This window comes from Pedobacter sp. W3I1, from assembly GCF_030816015.1.
In the GTDB taxonomy this organism is placed as follows: Bacteria; Bacteroidota; Bacteroidia; order Sphingobacteriales; family Sphingobacteriaceae; genus Pedobacter.
Genome location: NZ_JAUSXN010000001.1, coordinates 4,899,807 through 4,919,466 on the forward strand (window position 1 = coordinate 4,899,807; position 19,660 = coordinate 4,919,466).

General features: G+C 39.8%; 13 protein-coding genes and 1 tRNA gene. 8 read left to right on the forward strand and 6 right to left on the reverse strand.

Annotated features, from left to right (window positions below; genetic code table 11):
* Nucleotides 1-402: 402 nt before the first annotated feature.
* From QF042_RS19905 to QF042_RS19920, 4 genes are all read left to right on the forward strand, one after another.
* A complete protein-coding gene (locus QF042_RS19905) occupies nt 403-3,576 on the forward strand; it encodes a TonB-dependent receptor (protein WP_307531660.1) in 3,174 nt (1,057 codons plus the stop codon).
* A gap of 23 nt (nt 3,577-3,599) precedes the next feature.
* Entirely contained in the window at nt 3,600-5,198 is a 1,599-nt protein-coding gene (locus QF042_RS19910; RefSeq protein ID WP_307531662.1) for a RagB/SusD family nutrient uptake outer membrane protein, read from the forward strand.
* Nucleotides 5,199-5,427: 229 nt separating this feature from the next.
* Nucleotides 5,428-6,864 (forward strand): S41 family peptidase, encoded by a 1,437-nt coding sequence (locus QF042_RS19915; RefSeq protein WP_307531664.1) that lies wholly within the window; start codon nt 5,428-5,430, stop codon nt 6,862-6,864.
* Nucleotides 6,865-7,507: 643 nt separating this feature from the next.
* Nucleotides 7,508-9,742 carry an ABC transporter permease gene (locus tag QF042_RS19920; protein WP_307531666.1) on the forward strand — a complete coding sequence of 745 codons (2,235 nt, stop codon included), beginning with the start codon at nt 7,508-7,510 and terminating at the stop codon, nt 9,740-9,742.
* A 344-nt stretch (nt 9,743-10,086) separates the two neighbouring features.
* Here the strand turns inward: QF042_RS19920 and QF042_RS19925 are convergent, their stop codons facing one another.
* Complete coding sequence (locus QF042_RS19925) at nt 10,087-10,863, reverse strand: OBAP family protein (RefSeq protein ID WP_307531667.1); 777 nt, start codon at nt 10,861-10,863, stop codon at nt 10,087-10,089.
* Nucleotides 10,864-11,184: 321 nt separating this feature from the next.
* Here QF042_RS19925 and QF042_RS19930 point away from each other — a divergent pair, with 321 nt between their 5' ends.
* From QF042_RS19930 to QF042_RS19945, 4 genes are all read left to right on the forward strand, one after another.
* Nucleotides 11,185-11,988 (forward strand): helix-turn-helix transcriptional regulator, encoded by an 804-nt coding sequence (locus QF042_RS19930; RefSeq protein WP_307531670.1) that lies wholly within the window; start codon nt 11,185-11,187, stop codon nt 11,986-11,988.
* Nucleotides 11,989-12,050: 62 nt separating this feature from the next.
* Nucleotides 12,051-12,998 carry a nitrilase family protein gene (locus QF042_RS19935; protein ID WP_307531672.1) on the forward strand — a complete coding sequence of 316 codons (948 nt, stop codon included), beginning with the start codon at nt 12,051-12,053 and terminating at the stop codon, nt 12,996-12,998.
* A gap of 606 nt (nt 12,999-13,604) precedes the next feature.
* A complete protein-coding gene (locus QF042_RS19940) occupies nt 13,605-14,375 on the forward strand; it encodes an SDR family NAD(P)-dependent oxidoreductase (protein ID WP_307531674.1) in 771 nt (256 codons plus the stop codon).
* A 75-nt stretch (nt 14,376-14,450) separates the two neighbouring features.
* Nucleotides 14,451-15,365 carry an AraC family transcriptional regulator gene (locus QF042_RS19945; RefSeq protein WP_307531676.1) on the forward strand — a complete coding sequence of 305 codons (915 nt, stop codon included), beginning with the start codon at nt 14,451-14,453 and terminating at the stop codon, nt 15,363-15,365.
* Nucleotides 15,366-15,679: 314 nt separating this feature from the next.
* Here the strand turns inward: QF042_RS19945 and QF042_RS19950 are convergent.
* The 5 genes from QF042_RS19950 to rseP all read right to left on the reverse strand — a co-directional run bounded on the left by QF042_RS19950 (nt 15,680) and on the right by rseP (nt 19,634).
* Nucleotides 15,680-15,759, reverse strand: a tRNA-Leu gene (locus QF042_RS19950).
* A gap of 95 nt (nt 15,760-15,854) precedes the next feature.
* Nucleotides 15,855-17,027 carry an aminotransferase class V-fold PLP-dependent enzyme gene (locus tag QF042_RS19955; protein WP_307531678.1) on the reverse strand — a complete coding sequence of 391 codons (1,173 nt, stop codon included), beginning with the start codon at nt 17,025-17,027 and terminating at the stop codon, nt 15,855-15,857.
* 48 nt (nt 17,028-17,075) lie between these two features.
* Complete coding sequence (locus tag QF042_RS19960; RefSeq protein WP_307531680.1) at nt 17,076-17,372, reverse strand: DUF3817 domain-containing protein; 297 nt, start codon at nt 17,370-17,372, stop codon at nt 17,076-17,078.
* A 254-nt stretch (nt 17,373-17,626) separates the two neighbouring features.
* Entirely contained in the window at nt 17,627-18,163 is a 537-nt protein-coding gene (hscB, locus tag QF042_RS19965; protein WP_307531682.1) for a Fe-S protein assembly co-chaperone HscB, read from the reverse strand.
* Nucleotides 18,164-18,245: 82 nt separating this feature from the next.
* Complete coding sequence (rseP, locus tag QF042_RS19970; protein ID WP_307531684.1) at nt 18,246-19,634, reverse strand: RIP metalloprotease RseP; 1,389 nt, start codon at nt 19,632-19,634, stop codon at nt 18,246-18,248.
* Between the last annotated feature and the right edge of the window lie 26 nt (nt 19,635-19,660).

The window sequence follows — 19,660 nt, forward strand, 5'->3', positions numbered from 1 at the left end:
ACGTATTGCTAAGTAAAATGCAATTCCCGGATGTTAGTTTCATCCGGGAATTTGTTTTTTAAACGGAAGAGAAGGCCAAAGACATCCCTATAGCCGGATTTTAATACCACAGACAGCGCAATAATAAGATCTGTACCGATCATTTAACGATGCTATGAAACAAATTGGTTAACATTTGTACTCCTATTTATTAACAATTGTACCCTATTGCCATACCGTTTATAATTATTTTCAATAGTTATAAATACTGACATATAACCTAAACCAGTTTAAGCTATTTACAATTGATGCAACTGCATGTTTTTAACAGGCAGTTAATCAATTACAAATTACAGCCTGTTCGGTTCAACAAATCAGTATGATTAAAAATTACCATATATAAACCAATAAACGATTATGAGCATGAAAATTACCAATTTACTAAGGCTGCTCGCCCCAGCCAGATTACGGCTCCTGCTGCTGTTGCTTTTGCCGATGAGTGCATTGCCGGTTATTGCACAAACCACTAGTATTAAAGGAATTGTAACCTCAGCCGATGATAACAGGCCGCTTCCAGGAGTTACAGTAATGGAAAAAGGGAAGCAAAACGGAATGGTTACCAATCCCGATGGTTCTTATTCACTTAACGTTCTAAAAGATGCCACTCTTGTGTTTTCTTCTATCGGTTTTGCAACCATGGAGGTTAAAGTAGATGGGAAAACGACCCTAAATATAAAACTGCAAAGTGATATCAGCTCCCTTAACGAGGTTGTGGTTATCGGTTATGGAACCGCCCGGAAAAAAGATCTCATCGGCTCAGTAAACGTGGTGTCAGCTAAGGATGCCGGCGCCAATACCAATACCAGTGCCGCACAGCTCCTTATAGGTAAAGCCCCCGGTGTACAGGTATTAAATTCAAACGGTAGTCCTGGTTCAAATGCCCAGATCATCGTACGTGGAACCGGCTCTTTTACCAATGTTGAGCCACTCTATGTGGTAGATGGGATACAAAGCGATGCCAATCTTTTTAACACGATCAATCCACAAGACATTGATAATATTACCATTTTAAAAGATGCGGCCTCTACGGCCATTTATGGTGTTGCCGCCGCTAATGGTGTGGTTATCGTTACCACCAAAAAAGCTAAAAGCGGTATCCCGCAGATATTATTTGACTCGCAGGTTGGTACTTCATCAGTACGCAAACAACTTGATCTGCTTAATGCAAACGACTATGTCAATCTTATAAAAGATATAGCCGCTACCAATAACCTTACCCCCCCGGCCAAACTAAGTACTCCTTTTGTCGGTGTTGACCGTACCGATTGGCAAAAAGAAATATTCAAAACAGCTTTATCTACCCAAAACAATGCAAGTATAAGCGGTGGCGGCGAAAAGGTTACCTATAATCTCTCATTAGGTTATTTAACCCAACAAGCTACTGTTAAAGATTACCGTTTAAGAAGATTAAACAGCCGTTTTTCACTAGATGAGAAGCTAGGGCGTTTTCATTTCGGCCAAAGCCTTAACATCCGTTACACCAACACTAACGGACAAACAGCCAGCATATTAAATGCCATCAGCTACGCGCCTTATCAGCCAATATACGACCCCGCTATTTTGGGTGGCTACTCTATTCTGACCAATGTTGATGATAACAGTAACGCCGTAAATCCATTACAGAATTTAGGCGTCCAAACCTTATCAAGCAACGATCTGGTATTATATCCGCAGGTTTTTGGCGAAGTAAATATTATTAAAGGTCTAACTTTTAGGTCGCAGCTGGCGGGTGTATATGGCACTTCGACAAATGATTCATACCAGATCCCTTATATAACATCGAACAACCTGGCTTTCAGTCGGCAGGCAGGCCGCTCATTTAACAGTTATTCCAATTATACTTTTGAAAACTACCTTTCTTATAACCGTATTTTTGGCAAACACAGTATATCGGCAACCGCAGGTACCAGTTATATTGATGCCGGATCGAGCAAATACCTGAGTGTATTGGGTACAGGAATGCTAAATGACAATGTAAAAGATATAGGTGTAGCGCCAACAATCACCAGCCAGGCCAACACATCCGGTTATTATACACAGTTTGGCCGGGCCATCTCTTATTATGGCCGCCTGGTATATACCTTTAACGATCGGTATATCTTATCAGGAAGTATCCGCCGCGATGGCTCATCAAACTTTGGCCCTCAAAGCCGTTATGGTAATTTTCCAGGAGTAGGCTTTGCATGGCGCATCAGCGAAGAAGGTTTTGTAAAATCGGCACTGCCGTTTATCAGCGATGCTAAATTACGGGTAGGCTGGGGTCGTACAGGTAATAACAAGTTTGGTTTAACCACAACGCAGGTGTTTACCTTTGGTGGTTCGCCAAACGGTAACCTGATTTATTCGCTTGGCGAGAATGAGGGCTTTGTAAATGGAACAACGGTAACTTCTATTGCAAACCCGCTGTTGAGATGGGAACAAACAGATCAAACCGATATTGGGCTTGATCTAGGCTTCCTGAAAAACAAACTTACGCTTACCCTTGATTACTATAACCGAAAAAGCAGCGGGTTATTAGTGGGCATTCCAATACCAACCAGTGTTGGTGTCGGCGGGTTGAGCGGATTCGGCAGTACATTAATTACCAATGCTGCAGATGCTCAAAATAAAGGTTTCGAATTTCAGTTGGCCTATACTGGCAAAACTAATGACTTTAACTACAATGTTAGTGTAAATGGAGGTTATAACCAAAATAAAACCTTATCACTGGGTGCACAATCGTCAACGCCTATAATTGGAGGATACTTTAACAATTTAAATGGGATCACATTAACCCAACCAGGCTCGCCTATTGGGGCTTTTTATGGCTATTCGGTTGATCATGTAGCCAGCACACAGGCAGAAATTAATGCATTAAATGTAGCTACCAGACAAAGAACCGGAAATCCAGCCAGTGTATATCAGGATGGATTATTACCAGGCGATTTTATATTTAAAGATCTTAATAATGATGGTGTTGTGGATAGTAAAGACCAGAAGATACTGGGCAGTCCAATTCCTAAATTTACATACGGTTTTAATGCAGGGGCATCTTACAAGAACTTCGACCTCAATATCGTTATCTCGGGTGTTCAAGGTGTACAATTGGCCAACTCACTTAAGTTTTACACCGAAAATGCCTCAACCGGACATAATGCTGCTACCGCCATTTTAAACAGGTGGAGAAAACCGGGTGATATCGCCGCTTTGCCAAGGGCAGGCCAAAATGTTACGGCAACAGGGAATTTGAGACCTTCTGATTTTTTTGTTGAGAATGGATCGTACCTGCGGGTACGTAACGTAACCTTAGGTTACACTTTCACAAAAACAGCATTAAATTCTTTCTCAGGTAATGTATTAAGCAGATTACGGGTTTATGTTGCCGCTCAAAACTTATTTACCCTAACAAAATATACTGGATATGACCCCGAAATAAGCACTCAAACCAGTGGTGGTGTTAATGGTGGTGCCACTGATTATATATTTAACCGCGGCATTGATGATGGGCAGATACCACAGCCACGTACATTTTTGGCGGGCATACAAGTTGGATTTTAATGATAAAAAATATTAAAGATATAATGATGAAAAAATATATAAAATATCTGATTGTTGTAGTTTTAATAATTGCAACCGGGGGATGTAAGAAAAGTTTGGACTTGCAAAATAAAAGCGCATACACTTACGATACCTATTTTGCAAGTGATGCAGCCATAAATCAGGCCGTGATAGCCAGCTACGCTACTTTATTGCATAACGGTTTGTGGGCCCGCGAATGGTATTATATTTTTGACCTGCTGGGTTATGATGCCAAAAATGCCCAACCCCTACAGGGCGATCTCCTGGCGCTCGCACAATATAATTTTGCGTCTAACCAACCGCAGCTGGAAGCTATGTGGTCTTCATTATACCGCTTAGTGATGCGATCGAACGTTGTCATCAATCGTGGCCAGGCATGGGCGCCTGCCAATGCAACCGAACAGGCCAATAAAAAGCAATACATTGCCGAGGCTAAATTCCTGAGGGCCTATGCCTATTTTAACCTGGTTAACCTGTATGGCCGCGTACCTCTGCGCAAGGAATATATCCCTTTGCCAACACCAGAAGAAATTAACCTGCCACGTGCTGCTGTTGCGGATATATGGGCCTTTATAGAACAGGATTTAAAAGACGCGCAAGCAGATCTCCCTGTTTCTTATGCCTCAGCCAATTTAGGGCGCGCTACACGCGGTGCTGCCGTTGCCATGCTGGGTAAATCATACCTGTATGAAAAAAAATGGACAAACGCCGTTACCGAGCTCAGCAAACTGACACAGGCACCATATAATTATGCGCTGGCACCTGTATATAATAACCTGTTTGATGACCCCAATCAGAATAATACTGCGCTTAATCCGGAAAGCATTTTCCAGGTGATGAACCAGACCTGGACCGATTGGGGTATAGGCAACCAGTATTACCTGTTTGGTGGCCAGGAAACATGGGGCGGAAAAGCAAGCCACTCTGCCCGTGCACAAGAATACGGCTTTAACGATTGGAACAATGTGTTTATTACGACCACAGCTGTTAAAGCTTTTAGCTACCCCAACCCACAAACCAATGTAGCTTATGTTGATCCGCGTGCGGCTTATACTTTTTACGGAGATGCTGCCAGTGGAGCACAAACCCAATATTGCCAGCTATGCTCAACCGGGCCGGTGTCCTATCCATATGCTACAGCAGGCTATAAATATTTAAAATATGAATATTATAATAAATCTGCAAGCTTTGGTGGGCCGCAAAGTGGTATTAACGGCCAGGTGATCCGTTATGCAGATGTATTGCTGATGCTTGCCGAGGCTTATATACAGCAGGGCAACACCGGAACACAGCCGTTGGCATTGATTAACCAGGTACGCAGCAGGCCAAGTGTTAACGCACCGCTCTATACCAGTCTGGGAGCCCAGCCTCAGGCCATGACAATTCTCATGCGCGAAAGACAACTGGAACTGACAGGTGAACAATCCCGCTATTTTGATCTGATCCGCTGGGGAATCGCACGGCAGACGATTAATTCGCAAAGACAGGCTGAAGATGGCACACAACCCTTTTTAGAAAAAAATACGTTATTGCCCATCCCCTTATCTGAAAAGAACGCAAATCCAAATGTTGGCAAGGATATCAGTAATGACTGGAATTAGGCAGCGTAGTTGATTATTATCGGCTTATTGGTAGCCCTTTACAGTGTATATTGATAGGAGATATTTTTTATTATAATTATAATTCAAAAAGCTTTTCTGGAAACAGGAAAGCTTTTTGTTTAATGGTAAATTTGTTCAGCATAAGCACTCTTTATTAATCAAAAATATTTTAATAAGTTCCACATCAATCGCTAGAAATTCTTTAAGTTTATTGGCTATTATCATTTATATGAACAGCAGAATATTAGCATTATTATTGTTTTTATGCTTAACAGCTCAAGCTTCCGCTCAGGAAACGGCCTGTGACTGTGCCGCTAACCTTGATGAAACCATCCGCAAAACAGCACTTAACTATGCGGGCTTCCCTTCCAAAGTAAATACTAAAACTAAAGCCAGCTATGCCCTTCTGGTCAGCTCGCTGAGATCAAAGTCAAGGCGGCAGCAAAGTGCGAAAGCGTGTTTCGACCTGATTAAACAATATGTCAGGTTCTTTAAAGACAAACATTTTTCCCTTACTTACTATCCAGAGGAGACTACCGAACGGGAGATTATACAGGTAGACAGCATCATCCATACTCTTGAATCAGGCAAAAGTGATGCTGTGGAAGGTATCTGGGTTAATCCCGACAGCTCACTTAAACTTGCCATTAAAAAATTTCCTAACCGGGAGTATAAAGCAATGGTGATTGCCTCAACGGATAAGAAACAGGTTAAAGGGCAGGTATATTTTTCTTTAACACCGCACCAGAAAGGTTTTTTACTGAACCAGTACAATGTATTCGGCAGCACAGATTTATATGCCCGGCAGAGGGGTGGATTACTGCAATTGTGGGGCTTTGCCCTATTCGGAAAAATTTCTGGTAAAGGAATGACCACGGATGAGCAAAAAGAACTTAATACCTGGAAGAATAACAATAATGGGCTGGATTTTAAGCTGCTTGACCAGGAAACAAGTTATCTTAAAATCCCAACGTTTTTTAATAACGACAACAAAATCGAAAAGCTCGTTGCTGCAAGTGACAAAACCATTAGGGCCACTAAGTACCTGATTATCGACCTGCGTGGTAATGGTGGAGGCAATGCTGGCTGGAGCTTTTTACTGCCGTATATAATGACCGGGCCAATCCAGCAGAACGGCTCAAAACTAAGGATCTCCGAAGACAACGTTAAACTTAAACGTGAAGAATTAGAATCTTTCGTCAAAAACCCTGTTCCCAAAGAGATGCAAAAGTATTTTCCTGATAGCTATGTCAATAAACTAAAACGGGTGTATAACGCGCTGGCTGTTACGAATGCAGCCTTCATTGAAATTCCGGGAGTTGCCATACCGCTGGATTCTGTATTGGGTAAACCCCAAAAGGTAGCATTAATCACTGATGGACTTTGCGGAAGCTCAACCGAATTTTTCTTTAATTTGATGCAGCAGAGTGGAAAAACGACGAGGTATGGCAGCAATACGGTAGGTATGATGGACTTTGAAGGACCAACAAGTAGAACGCCACTCCCTTGTAAGCAGCTGGTTTTGATGATTCCCGTATCAAAAATGAGTTGGGCCGATACTCATCCGATAGACCAGACCGGATTTGCCCCGGATGTAAAACTGGATTTACCTCAAAAGGATTGGGTGAATTATGTCAGACAGGATTTAAAGAAAGAAGCCAGGTAGAAGGGCATATCTTCGATTCGATAGGTATACAAGAGCTTATTAATTCCTTAGTGATCCTAAATTGGGAAGTGGCAGTGCTACAAAATACCAACTCAGGTTATATTTTTGTCCGGTTATCGTCCGCTTTTTGTCCGGAACCAATGATCAACTCCCTGCTAGACCGTTGTTGTCTTGTTGTTAAACTGTTGCCAGTCTTAAATCAGCGTCATATCCTTCTGAAGCGATCACGAAAGCGGAACAAAATGCAATGAATTTTGCAAAATAGAAAATATCAATCAGATAAGAGAAAACTGCCCATTGGGTGTTTTTTTTGTTAAGGGCTTAATGTGTTAGCTAAGACTTGAAAAAGCACGGTGCGAACATACTGATTGTAAGTCTTTGCCATGAACATGGTGGTTTTTTACATCTACGCAGAAATATTGCTTTTAACCCCTCGTTTTTCCGTAAGGCTACGAAGTTAGAAAATATCATCGTTCGTCATTAACTGTTCATAATCGTACGACGCTTGTTCGATAATGAACAACAATTATTTCTTTTAAATCATAATTCGTTATATTACAGCTATTTACAACAAAAAAGAACGTTGGCATAGAATTTACCAATCAATAGTAGTAGGTATTGGCAGAAATTGAACTTCAATGTAATGATTAGACTCTATTTAAAAATAGCCTTGCGCAATCTTTGGAAAAACAAAACTTCCTCAATTATTAATATTGTCGGACTGGCGGTTGGTTTATCTGCCTGCCTCCTGCTATTACTATACGTTAACTACGAGTGGAATTTTGACCGGCAGTATAAAGATGCAGACAAGATCTATCAGGTGATGACTAATTTTCAGGATGCATCGGGAAAGATAACCAGCACCGGAAGCTCACCTGGCAATGGAATTGCGATGGCCATCAAAAGTAAGATACCGGAAGTAGATGCCATTACCCGCATTGCTGGTGGCAATGAGTCCCTCATCGCTAACCAACAAAATGGCTTTAGAAAGGTAGATCTTTTTGCGGATCCTGAGATCCTAAAAATATTCAATTATGAGTTTATTGTCGGCAATCCGGATATCGCACTGAATGCACCGAATGCGGTGGTGCTTACCGAAGAGACTGCCAAATTGTTATTTGGTACTACAGATGTATTAGACAAAACCGTAAAATATGCCAACAAAACAGATCTGAAAGTGACAGGTGTTATCAAAGACCCGCCAACCAACACTTTATTAGGATTTGATTATTTAATGCCCTGGTCTTTTTATCAGACGATTGATGAAGAGGCAAAAAATCCCGGCTGGGGCAATTTTAGTTTCCTGGCTATTGCAAAGGTAAACAACAGTTCGAAATTAGATCTGATCAACGCCAAGGTTAAGAAACTCTTCAATGAAAACTATACGGAACAAAGAAATGAAAACTTCTTATTTCCTTTTGCGGATACACATCTGTATGGCAAGTTTTTAAACGGTAAGAGTATAGGCGGCGATATTGACCGGATTTATCTCTTTGTTGCACTGGCCTTTGGCATTCTGCTAATCGCTTGTATCAATTTTATGAACATGACCACGGCCAAATCCGAACGCAGGGCTAAGGAAGTGGGAATTAGGAAAACGATCGGCGCAACTAGAGCTTCCCTGATTACACAATTCCTGACCGAAGCGATGATACTTACCACCGTTGCCGTGCTGATTGCACTAACTATTGTAGAAGCTAGTTTACCCATGTTCAATAACCTGCTGGGCATAGAAATAAAGATCAATTACAGTAATATAAGCTACTGGCTGGGTATTCTGTCAGTCGCCTTACTAACAACGCTGATGGCGGGAATCTATCCGGCACTGTACTTGTCTTCGTTCAATCCTATTCAGATCTTAAAGAAGAGAAGCGCCAGGGCTAAGCTCGTTCCATTTAACCTTAGGCAGGTATTGGTGGTTAGCCAGTTCTGCTTTTCGATTGTGCTGATGATTGCCACGCTGGTCATTTATAAGCAGATACAGTTCATCAAGAACAGACCTGTGGGATATCACATTAATTTACTTGCCGAAATGCCTCAGAACGGAGAACTGTATGATAAATTTGAATTGTTCAAAGAACAATTGCTCAGAACAGGAGCTGTCATTTCTGTCAACCAGACATCGCAAAGTATGAGCCATGTGAGTAATTGGTTCTATGGCTTAAAATGGCCGGACATGGAAAAACAGGGCGAAGAAATTGTGTTCAACAGGCTACAAACACAGTATGATCTGGCAAAAACGAACGGCATACAAATACTTGCAGGACGCGATTTTTCCAAGTCATTTGCCTCAGATACGGCCGGGGTTTTATTAAGTAGCACTGCAGTCAGGATAATGAAATTAAAAGATCCGGTCGGTAAATCGGTTATACTCTTTGATAACAAGCTAAAGATTATCGGTGTGTTTAAAGATTTTCTTTGGGAATCCCCTTATCGCTCTGGAAAACCCATGATCATTAATTTTAGTAAAATTCACGGCGGCAACATTAATATGCGTTTAAATCCAGCCAATAGTTTGAGCAGAAATATCGAGCTCATCTCTAAAGTAACAAAAAGCATCAATCCGCAATTTCCGGTAGAGGTAAAGATGGTGGATGAATTGTATGCCGCAAAATTACAGTCGGAAAAGATCCTGGGCATACTGGCCAATTTGTTTGGGGGAATTGCCATATTAATTTCCTGTATGGGTTTGTACGGACTCGTGGCTTATAGCGCAGAGCAGCGGACCAAGGAACTCGGTGTAAGACGTGTGCTTGGTGCTTCTGTTGCCAACATTGAGCCTGCTTTCTTTATCTTTTCTGAAAATGGTATTGGTGGCTGCTTGTATTGGTGTTCCGCTTGCTTATTATCTGATGAACAGGTGGCTGATGGGATTTGAATTCCATACCCATATATCATTGTCCATCGTATTGGTATCGATAACAGGGACGGCAATGATCTCATTTCTAACGATTAGTTTTCAGGCGTATAAGGCCGCAAAAGCTAATCCTGTGGAAGCGCTTAAATATGAATAGGATAAGATGTCGATTGTGATGCTCCTATTCAAAAACCGTTTGACAGCAACGAGTTTCTGCTGTTATCGAACGTACCATCATAAGCATTTAAAATATTGCAGGAACATCAGTATAGACAAAAATTGTTCTTAATCGTAACGTCAATTTAGTCTCAGGTAAATGATTTTATACAAAATTTATGGTGATATATTCGTTAAGAAATAAACATTTAATGTGTTTTTGGCATCTCCTGATGTTTGTGCACTGCACTATCTGTTTTATTTGAAATCGTAAATTGTCTGACCTTCCCTTTTTCCCAGGCATTTGCCAGGGGATCTATCTTTGGTATAGGGATATTCGCTCTTTTCTTTCTGATTTCACTTGTCGAGACGTTAAACCGCTTGTCACGAGCCGCCAATAATTTTGGGTTGAGCTGGCCATCCTTTGTAAAACCCATCATAATCATGGGTGAACCAACCGGAAGCGTGCGTTCCTGATCGGTATGCCAGGTATGAATGGTCTTGCCATAAGTAGAAACAAGCTTTTCCATTAATTCATGCTCAGCTACATCCGGTATTCCAGGTGCTATCAGTGTGCCCGATTTAACTTCGTGGTGGTGCGAATGCCATAATAGCTTTTCTTCGTCCGATAAGGTATTGAACAATTTCGCAGTGATAATATATTCCACTCCCATGATCTTGGCATCTTTCCCGTTTCCGTCAAAAATTATTGCCTGATATAAATCTTCGTTAAGTTGATCCACATAATGATGGGCCTCCATCTGAGCGTTGATATTTCCGTTGTAAAAATGAAAACCGTCAAGGTATGCGTTAAACTTGTTTAAGGGAATTTTATCCTGCAAAAGATCTGCTCCGGTATTTAAGGCTTTATCTTTTCCAGTCTTTTCATCGCCAGGACTATGGACATTTGAATCTGAGTTATTACCTCCACACGATACGATCAAAAACAGGCTTAAGATCATGAAAGATAGAAATGTATTTTTCATATTACTGTATTTAGCACTTTGAGAATAACAAACTAAGCTTATCGAGGTTTAAAGATTAACTATATTTTTACAACCAGTTCAGCAAATGCCCTTAAGCAAGTCTTCTCATTATTTAACCGGTATCCAATAAAATAGTTTATAAAAATCTATCTTTTGGTAATTCTATTGCATCGTTCAAGAAATATTTAGAAATGAATGCTAAATTAGAAGCTCAACAAAACTTTGGACGAAGTTTTGTTGAGCTTTACAATTACTATGTACATTAGCGCTTCAGCAAAATAAATCTTTTGCAACCATGGTGATGAAATTAATCTATTATCTATGCAAATAGTTCCATCAGATGGCCTTAAGGTCATCATAAGACATTATTTAATCTATTACCCTTCAACAAGCAATGCTGTAATGAGATTTTTTTCAGATGGTAGTCCAGGCATCGTTGTACCACTATCATATTCCCGGCTTCCATTTCTTAAAAATCAAAAACTTCAAAAGGGGGAATTCATTGCTTATGGCTTAATGGAACGTCCTATTATTATCCCCCCGCTGTCAGCCTGTGGAATGATAGTCATTGTTCTCCAGCCCTACGCGCTAGCTTTTTTGAGTGGAATAAAGTCTGACAAGCTGAAAAATTGCATTTTACCATTAAGTGCTTTATTGGGTCCGGGTGCTTATTTCCTACAAATGGCAGTACAGGGGTTACACGATGAGGATGAAATCATAAAAGAGCTGGAAAAATTTTTCTTCGATCTCTTATCAACTCTGCCTCCAACCGATGAATTGCTAAGAGAAAGCCTATATCATATGAAGCAGAGCCATGGGAAAATCAGCATCCATGAGCTGTTGCGCGGCTTATCTGTAAGTGAGCGGCTATTGGAACGGAGGTTTGATCGTTTTATAGGCATTTCCCCGAAGAAATTAAACGGGATACTGCGTATAAATCATTATTTAAAACTATTACGAGACCCCAATCAGACCTATACTCAGGTACAGGCGGCAATTGAAGCAGGATTTTACGACCAGGCCCACCTTAACAACAGCTTCAAAGAAATCACGGGTACTTCACCATTAAAATATCTAGCCTCTTCTGATCCATTGGCAATAAATCTTTTTAGCTTCAGAGATTAGCGCTGTGTCGGAAACATCCAATACCCGTAATTTTGTACGAGCTAAATTTGTACAAAAAGTATATGGAAAATTTAAAAGTAGCTGCCGCCCAATTCGAGAATGCTAGCGGCGACAAGGTTTATAACCTTTCTGTAATCGAAGAAATGGTTAGTAAAGCTTCGGCATTGGGGGTAGAAGTTATTGCCTTTCATGAATGTTCTGTGACGGGCTATTCATTTGCAAGAAAACTTAGCCGTGGCGAAATGCTTGCCTTATCAGAGGTGATACCGAACGGCCCTTCTGTAACCGCTCTGATTGAAATGGCGAAAAAATATAAAATCACAATTCTTGCCGGCCTTTTTGAAAAGGATGAGCATGAAAATATGTTCAAAGCATATGTTTGCGTTGATGAGACCGGACTTATTGCTAAACACCGAAAACTTCATCCTTTCATCAATTCTAACCTATTGCCAGGTACATCATATACAATCTTTGAAATTAAAGGTTGGAAATGTGGCATTTTAATATGTTATGACAATAACGTCATAGAAAATGTCAGGGCAACAACCTTACTGGGTGCAGAAATAATCTTTATGCCCCATGTAACGATGTGTACACCATCTCCCCGCCCTGGAGCAGGATTTGTGGATGCGGAGCTTTGGAAAGAAAAAGACAAAAATGCTGCCCTACTAAGATCAGAATTTGACGGTGATAAAGGACGGAACTGGCTTATGAAATGGCTTCCTGCACGTGCTTACGATAATGGAATTTATGCGATATTTTGCAATCCGATTGGCATGGATGATGACCAGTTAAAAAATGGCTGCTCGATGATCCTAAACCCTTTCGGAGAAATAGTAGCTGAATGCAGAACAATGGAAAATGAGTTTGTCGTCGCTGAGTTGTGTAAAGATGAATTAAAAACATCAGGTGGCTTTCGGTACAAAAAAGCCAGAAGGCCGGAGCTTTACGGAGAAATATTAGCCTCATCACACACCCCCGACCAACAGGTTGCCTGGCTGAAAAAGTAAAACGGAATAAAAAAACCGGAGTCGACTACATCGATTCCGGTTAGTACCCCCGGACGTACTAAGATCGAACCAATTTATGGTAGATCTGGTGAAAATCGCCCTTATTCCTATATTTAATATAAAAACCTAACATCGAAATTAATAAGATTATTCAGAAAACCTTAGCTATTTCAAATGATATAGCTAAGATTTCGGATTAGGATTTTCGGATTAAATTTAATCCCTCGTTTTTGTGTAACGCAAATATCAAAAACTCATTATCAAAAATTAAAATTCTGATTTGAATAATGGAATGACTTTATGATAATCAGTCATAAAAAATATGTTTCAAGATGTCATATAAAGAATATAACCCTAATATTTTAAAGCCTACTTGATTATCAAATAATGAGGGAATAATGATAATGATCAATAATTTAGAGGATCACCGGAGTATATGAAGAAACGAAACATTTTAAATACTTGCATTGTAAATTCACTTAGCACTTAAGCACTGCATAGATGGGAGTAAATAAGTTTATTTTGTTATAAATGTCCGTGATTTAGTTATAATGCCAGAGTAATGAATAATGACTTTTGTCTTATTATTTTATTCATTAAATTCTCATGGAAAATAAAAAAGAATCGTCAACATTTCGCCAGCCTATTGCATTAGTGACTGGTGCCAATAAAGGACTTGGTCAACAGATCGCTAAAGAATTAGTGGGCCACGGTTACATCGTACTCTTGGGTTCTAGAAAGTTCGACAATGGCAAAGCCGCCGCCGATGAAATAGGGCAAGGTGCACACCCAATTCAACTGGATGTGACTAACACACAAAGCATCACTGCAGCCGCTGAGCACATTGCCTCAGAATTTGGCCGTTTAGATTTATTGGTTAACAATGCAGCAATCGGACAGTCAGGCCGCTATTCTACACTCACCGAGATATTAGAGGCGAGTAAAGCCAGTGTGGCACCTCTGGACGAATTACGTATTCTTTTTGAAACCAACGTACTAGGGGTATTGGCAGTTACTCAGGCTATGCTGCCACTTATCAAACTTTCTACTTCGGGAGTAATTCTGAACATCTCCAGCGCAGCAGGGTCATTGACCTTAAATTCAGATCCTAACTTCCCTTACAGACCTTATTTCAACGTTACTTACCCTGCGTCGAAAACTGCGCTTAATGCCATTACATTAGCGCTTGCGATTGAGCTAGAAGATACCGGCATTAAAGTACGTGCGGCTAGTCCGAGTTTCACTGCTACTGCAATGAACAACTTCCAGGGAACTGACACAGTCGAGGTAGGTGCAAGAGCACTTGTTCTTGCGGCGCTTGATACAGAAAGCCCAACCGGTAGTTTTACAGGACCAGATGGCAAGCTTCCGTGGTAATCATTTGACAAAGTTCAGCCTCATTTTATAACCGGTGACAAATATCCACCGGTTATAATTATTATCTTTAAAAAAATGAAGAAAGAAGCAGCAAAGATCAATAAACTGGAATCAATTACGGATATTCATCGCACGGCAGGTCTGCCAGGTCCTGCTCACCCTATGATCACCTTGATTGACGCTACAGAATTGCTCGATATGTGCAAAGTTCCGGTAAAATACCTATTAAGTTTCTACAAAATCACTCTAGTTACTAAAATGGAGGGAAAATTCCGATACGGACAGGGTCATTATGATTTCGACGAGGGTAGCATGGTGTTTGCAGCACCCAACCAGATCTTAGGTGAAGTTGAAACTAATTCAAATACTGATGGTATCTCCCTATTTATTCATCCTGATTTTCTCCATGGTCATCCATTAGCAGGAAAGATCAAACAATTCGGATTCTTCTCTTATGCTGCCAATGAGGCATTGCACTTGTCCGAACAAGAAAAAATTACCATTGAATCCATCTTTAGTATTATCCGTCAAGAGCTCAATAGCCGGATCGACGATTTCAGCCACGAGGTGATTATTGCGCAAATTGAATTGCTGTTAAGCTACGCCAAACGATTCTACAAACGCCAGTTCCTGACCAGACAGGTAATAAGCAATAACCTTCTTCAGCAATTGGAAGAATTGTTGAACCAATATTTTGAAGATGAAAAAGCAATTACTTACGGTATACCAACAGTGCAATATCTTGCTGACCAAATCAATTATACACCAAACTATTTAAGTGATATGCTGCGTTCGCAAACCGGTCTCACTGCTCAGCAGCATATTCATCAGAGGTTGATAGAAAGATCAAAAGACCTACTTTCGACAACAAATCTGACGATTAACGAAGTGGCATACAAGTTAGGATTTGAATACCCACAGTCTTTCAGCAGGCTTTTTAAAGCAAGGACGAAAGTGTCTCCTGCTCAATTTAAATCAAGCTTCAATTAACATCCTTAAAGATTAATACTCATCTCAATTTCTATCAAAAAAGGATCGTTTTCTGAGAAGCGTTTTCTGAAATTCTTCTAAGTATTATATGAAAACAGGATCTTTCAGTTGGTAAAATATTGTTTTATCCCGCGTATAATATGCAGCAACGGCTACTGGAAAGACATATCCTTGAAATTCAATAGTTCGACCTTAGTACGTCCGGTCTCCCCCGCCGGAGATCGAAGCAAAATCTTCGTTTCCAAGCAATACAGGCATATTGTAAATTAGATAAAAAACAAAAACCCCTCTCTAAGTGCTTTAGAGAGAGGTCGTACCCAGCGCCGGAGTCGAACCGGCACGGTTTCCCACAGGTGTTTGAGACCAGCGCGTCTACCAATTCCGCCAGCTGGGCATTTGCTTATTCAGCGGGATGCAAATGTATAAATTAAGCACTTAATTCGCAAATTTTATTTGCTTCTTTTTATGTTTAAAATGATTTATGAAGACTCATCTATTTAACAGATTATCTAATAACAACTGATTCAACTGTTTAACTTCTTTTTTTCTCATTGTCATATCCATTGGCAGATAAACTAAATTTTGAAGCGCTAGCTCATTTGAGGTTTTTGACGATAAATTGGTAAAACCAATCTTAACTAAACTGGAGGCTTTTGAAGTGGCATCAAATCCTTCATCTCTTAATTTATCGATTAACAGTGATGGATTAGCCACCACTATCGGAATTACCCAGTGTGTATGCCTTGGGCTTGCATCACCAATAATATTTCGCGAATCTATTCCATGTAATAATTGGTTTGCGAGTATCTTTCTCTTTTGAATATGAGATTGATTAAAATTATTCAATTTATGCTGCAACATGCACAAATTGGCATAACATGGCCTGTATTTGATTTTCTTCATTACATCTTCACCGGGAAAACCTCTTGTAAAACCACTAATAAACGCATCAAAGTCTTTACCAAATTGCTTGCAAAACCAGTAAGCTATGGTAAATGGCCATCGTGTGGTAAGCATGTTAATCAGGGTAGCAATGAGTATTTTTTTGAAATAGCGACTACCTTTTTGCAGCGGCAGTCTGTCGTTTAATATTGTTACCGCAGCAAGTAGTTGCTCATTTCGAATGCAAAGTATCGCTCCGCTTAAAGCTGTATTCGTCTTAATTAGTCCAAAACTGAACATTACCACATCTGATCTAAAATTACCTTCGTAAACTCCGTCATAAGCTTGGGCACAGTCTTCTACAACAATCAGATTGTGCAATTTGGCTATGTCAAGTAATGGTTTGGTGTCCATTATGGCACCAAATAAATGGGTAATGAGCAGCAGTTTTGTTTTGGGTGTAATAGTTGCCTCTATCTGTTGCGCAGATATTCCTAGTGTATTTTTATCTATAGGTAATGGTACAACTTTTAGATGATAGCTAGCAATGATTGCAAACATGTCCGGGATGTTAATATCTGCAACCAATATTTCGTCACCAGGTTCAAGATTTAGTGCCGCTAATACGAGATGTAAACCTGTACGAACAGAAAGACAAGGCAATTGCCCTTCAGAGAAATGAGGTGCTTCTTTTTTAAAACCGCAAGCACTCCCAATACAATATAATGCTCCCTTAAAAAGTTCGGTAAAACGAATATCTAACCTACCCCTGGCAATCATTTGCTAAGCACATATAACATTAAGGTAAGTAATTTGTGTAACAGGCAATTAGTTTAGTGCTCTTTCATCTTTTAGTTTTCGATCGACTATAAAAGGCGCGAAAGGAAGTAAAGAAGCAAGAAAAATCAAAACGGCTTTACCAAACTTCCATTTTTGTTCTTGCCATGCAAAGATTAAAGTAGCTGCGTACAGCACAAATAATAAACCGTGTGCCCATCCGGTATATTTCACATATAACGGAAGATCTGCAAAGTATTTTAATGGCATGGCTACAAATAGTAAAAGCAAATAGGAAATTCCTTCTGCCACGGCTACTTTACGAAAAATAGAAAGGGAGCTATTCATTGATCTGATTGTTTTCTCCGAAAGTAGAACAAAGCTTTTGCCTATCAAAAACTAAAAAATGATTTTACAATCAGGTGTTCTAAAAAGGTTGAAGGCGGAAGGTTTAAGGTTACGGTGGTTAACGCGATCATGCTAAACTTGTTTCAGCATCTTTCCTGTACTAATTAATCGCTTTTTAACCACAGTGTTAGGCGCCTATTTCTTTTACATTATTATCTTCGGACCTCCGGCTCCCCACCTCTGACTTATTCCATCTACCTCAACAAGCTTTCCCTAATCCTGTCAATATATTTCTGTCGATAAAAATTATCCTTAATTAATGGCAATAATGCATCTGATGTAGTTGGATTGCTGTCGAACTGGCTCATCAGATCATGTAATTCATCAGCTAAGTTTTTTTCAATGGCATCAACATCTCCTTTTACCTGCGCTAGCTTCTCAGCATCCGGCTCAAATTCCAAATCCATTAAAGCCTCGTTAATATCCATCATTTCCATTAAAAAAGATTGAGGCAATTGATAACTGTCATCAGCTTCTACTATCCCTTTTAACTCGAGCACGTATTTTAAGCGTTTTTTAGCATTACTTAGTGTCTGGTAAGCCTTGTTATTCAAAGTTGACAGATCGAGTACTTCCTGCTGCTTCTCTTCGCTTTCATTGGCATAAAAATCAGGATGAAACTGTTTACTTAAAGCATAAAATTTTGCTTTTACCGTATTTTGATCTGGATTAAACTGAATTGGTAACTCGTAAAAATCGAAATAATTAATATCTGTTGTTGCTGCGCTCATGATGCATAAAAATTAAAAAGCCGCAGATGTACAGATCGACTGGTCAAATCTGCGCATCTGCGGCAATGATATAAATTTGATTTTACTTACCGAAGGATTTTAGAATATCATTACCAAAAGCAAACACCATTAAACAGATCAAGATTACAAAACCCACAATCTGCGCTTTCTCCAGTACTTTTTCACTTACTGGCTTACGTTGTACCATTTCAATCAAAAGAAACACGACGTGGCCTCCATCTAAGCCTGGAATAGGCAATAAATTCATAAAGGCTAATGCCATCGAAATTAATCCTGTTAAAGTCCAGAATTTAACCCAATCGAAAGTGCTGCCATAAACCTTAGCAATTCCAATCGGACTGCTGATATTACGTGCACTTAACTTTCCGGTTATCATTTTACCAATACCTTTTGCATTATCTACAAAAGTGCTCCATGCCATGGTTGCACCAACCGGTAACGATTCTATAAAGCCAAAATCTACATGTGCAGTTTCAGGCATTTTTAAATTAGGGATAATTCCAATTGTTCCATCTTTGCTCACTTTAAGATGGAATGTTACTGCTTTGCCTTTACGTAGGGCATTAATGGTAATTGGTTTTAATTTGTTTTTAGAAACCTCTTCTTTAAACTGATCGAAGAAAGTAATCTGCTTTCCATTAACCGATAAAATACTATCGCCCGGTTTAATCCCTGCAGCATAAGCTGGATATACTGGTTTCTCGAACTTTCTGCCAAACAGTTTATCAAAAAAGGATGGTTTATCTGCTTTTTCATCAGGTGCACTTACCTTTTCTACGCTTTCCATCGTATACCTGGGCGAGATAAAATTCTCTTTATCGTTTTTCGATATTTTATTTAAAATGATATCCGGAACAGAAATGTAAAGTGTTTTATTCTCCCTTAAAATGGTCAACTGGGCTCCATCAAACAATACTTTGCTCGATATCGCATCTTCAAAACGGATTAACTTGTTGCCGTTGATGGCCAAAATCTTATCTCCGTTTTTTAAACCGATTTCTTTTCCAATTGCGCCTACAGAAATACCATCGTTCAGTTTGCTGTTAACGGTATAATTTTGTCCGACGTTGAAGGTTAACATCCAGAAGATAAAAATACCTACAATTACGTTTACGATAATCCCGCCAAGCATTACAATTAAACGTTGCCAGGCTGGTTTAGAACGAAATTCCCAGGGTTGTGCTGGTTGAGCCATTTGCTCCGTATCCATACTCTCATCAATCATTCCGGCAATTTTTACATAACCGCCAAGTGGCAACCACCCCACTCCATATTCAACATCACCTTTTTTGAAACTAAAAAGCTTGAAACCCCATGCATCAAAAAATAAATAAAACTTTTCTACTTTAATACCAAATGCCCTGGCTGCCAGGAAATGCCCTAATTCGTGTAATATTACCAATAAAGACAATCCGAGCAGCAGCTGCCCCGCCATAATCAATCCATTCATATTCTCTTATAAAATTTTTATGTTAG

What these genes read in the sequence shown, in the direction of transcription:
- QF042_RS19945 (WP_307531676.1), top strand. Translation starts at nt 14,451, where the DNA reads ATGAAGAAAGAAGCAGCAAAGATCAATAAACTGGAATCAATTACGGAT.
- hscB (WP_307531682.1), bottom strand. Translation starts at nt 18,163, where the DNA reads ATGAGCGCAGCAACAACAGATATTAATTATTTCGATTTTTACGAGTTA.
- QF042_RS19905 (WP_307531660.1), top strand. Translation starts at nt 403, where the DNA reads ATGAAAATTACCAATTTACTAAGGCTGCTCGCCCCAGCCAGATTACGG.
- QF042_RS19925 (WP_307531667.1), bottom strand. Translation starts at nt 10,863, where the DNA reads ATGAAAAATACATTTCTATCTTTCATGATCTTAAGCCTGTTTTTGATC.
- QF042_RS19960 (WP_307531680.1), bottom strand. Translation starts at nt 17,372, where the DNA reads ATGAATAGCTCCCTTTCTATTTTTCGTAAAGTAGCCGTGGCAGAAGGA.
- QF042_RS19920 (WP_307531666.1), top strand. Translation starts at nt 7,508, where the DNA reads ATGATTAGACTCTATTTAAAAATAGCCTTGCGCAATCTTTGGAAAAAC.
- QF042_RS19955 (WP_307531678.1), bottom strand. Translation starts at nt 17,027, where the DNA reads ATGATTGCCAGGGGTAGGTTAGATATTCGTTTTACCGAACTTTTTAAG.
- QF042_RS19915 (WP_307531664.1), top strand. Translation starts at nt 5,428, where the DNA reads ATGAACAGCAGAATATTAGCATTATTATTGTTTTTATGCTTAACAGCT.
- QF042_RS19910 (WP_307531662.1), top strand. Translation starts at nt 3,600, where the DNA reads ATGATGAAAAAATATATAAAATATCTGATTGTTGTAGTTTTAATAATT.
- rseP (WP_307531684.1), bottom strand. Translation starts at nt 19,634, where the DNA reads ATGAATGGATTGATTATGGCGGGGCAGCTGCTGCTCGGATTGTCTTTA.
- QF042_RS19935 (WP_307531672.1), top strand. Translation starts at nt 12,051, where the DNA reads ATGGAAAATTTAAAAGTAGCTGCCGCCCAATTCGAGAATGCTAGCGGC.
- QF042_RS19930 (WP_307531670.1), top strand. Translation starts at nt 11,185, where the DNA reads ATGCAAATAGTTCCATCAGATGGCCTTAAGGTCATCATAAGACATTAT.
- QF042_RS19940 (WP_307531674.1), top strand. Translation starts at nt 13,605, where the DNA reads ATGGAAAATAAAAAAGAATCGTCAACATTTCGCCAGCCTATTGCATTA.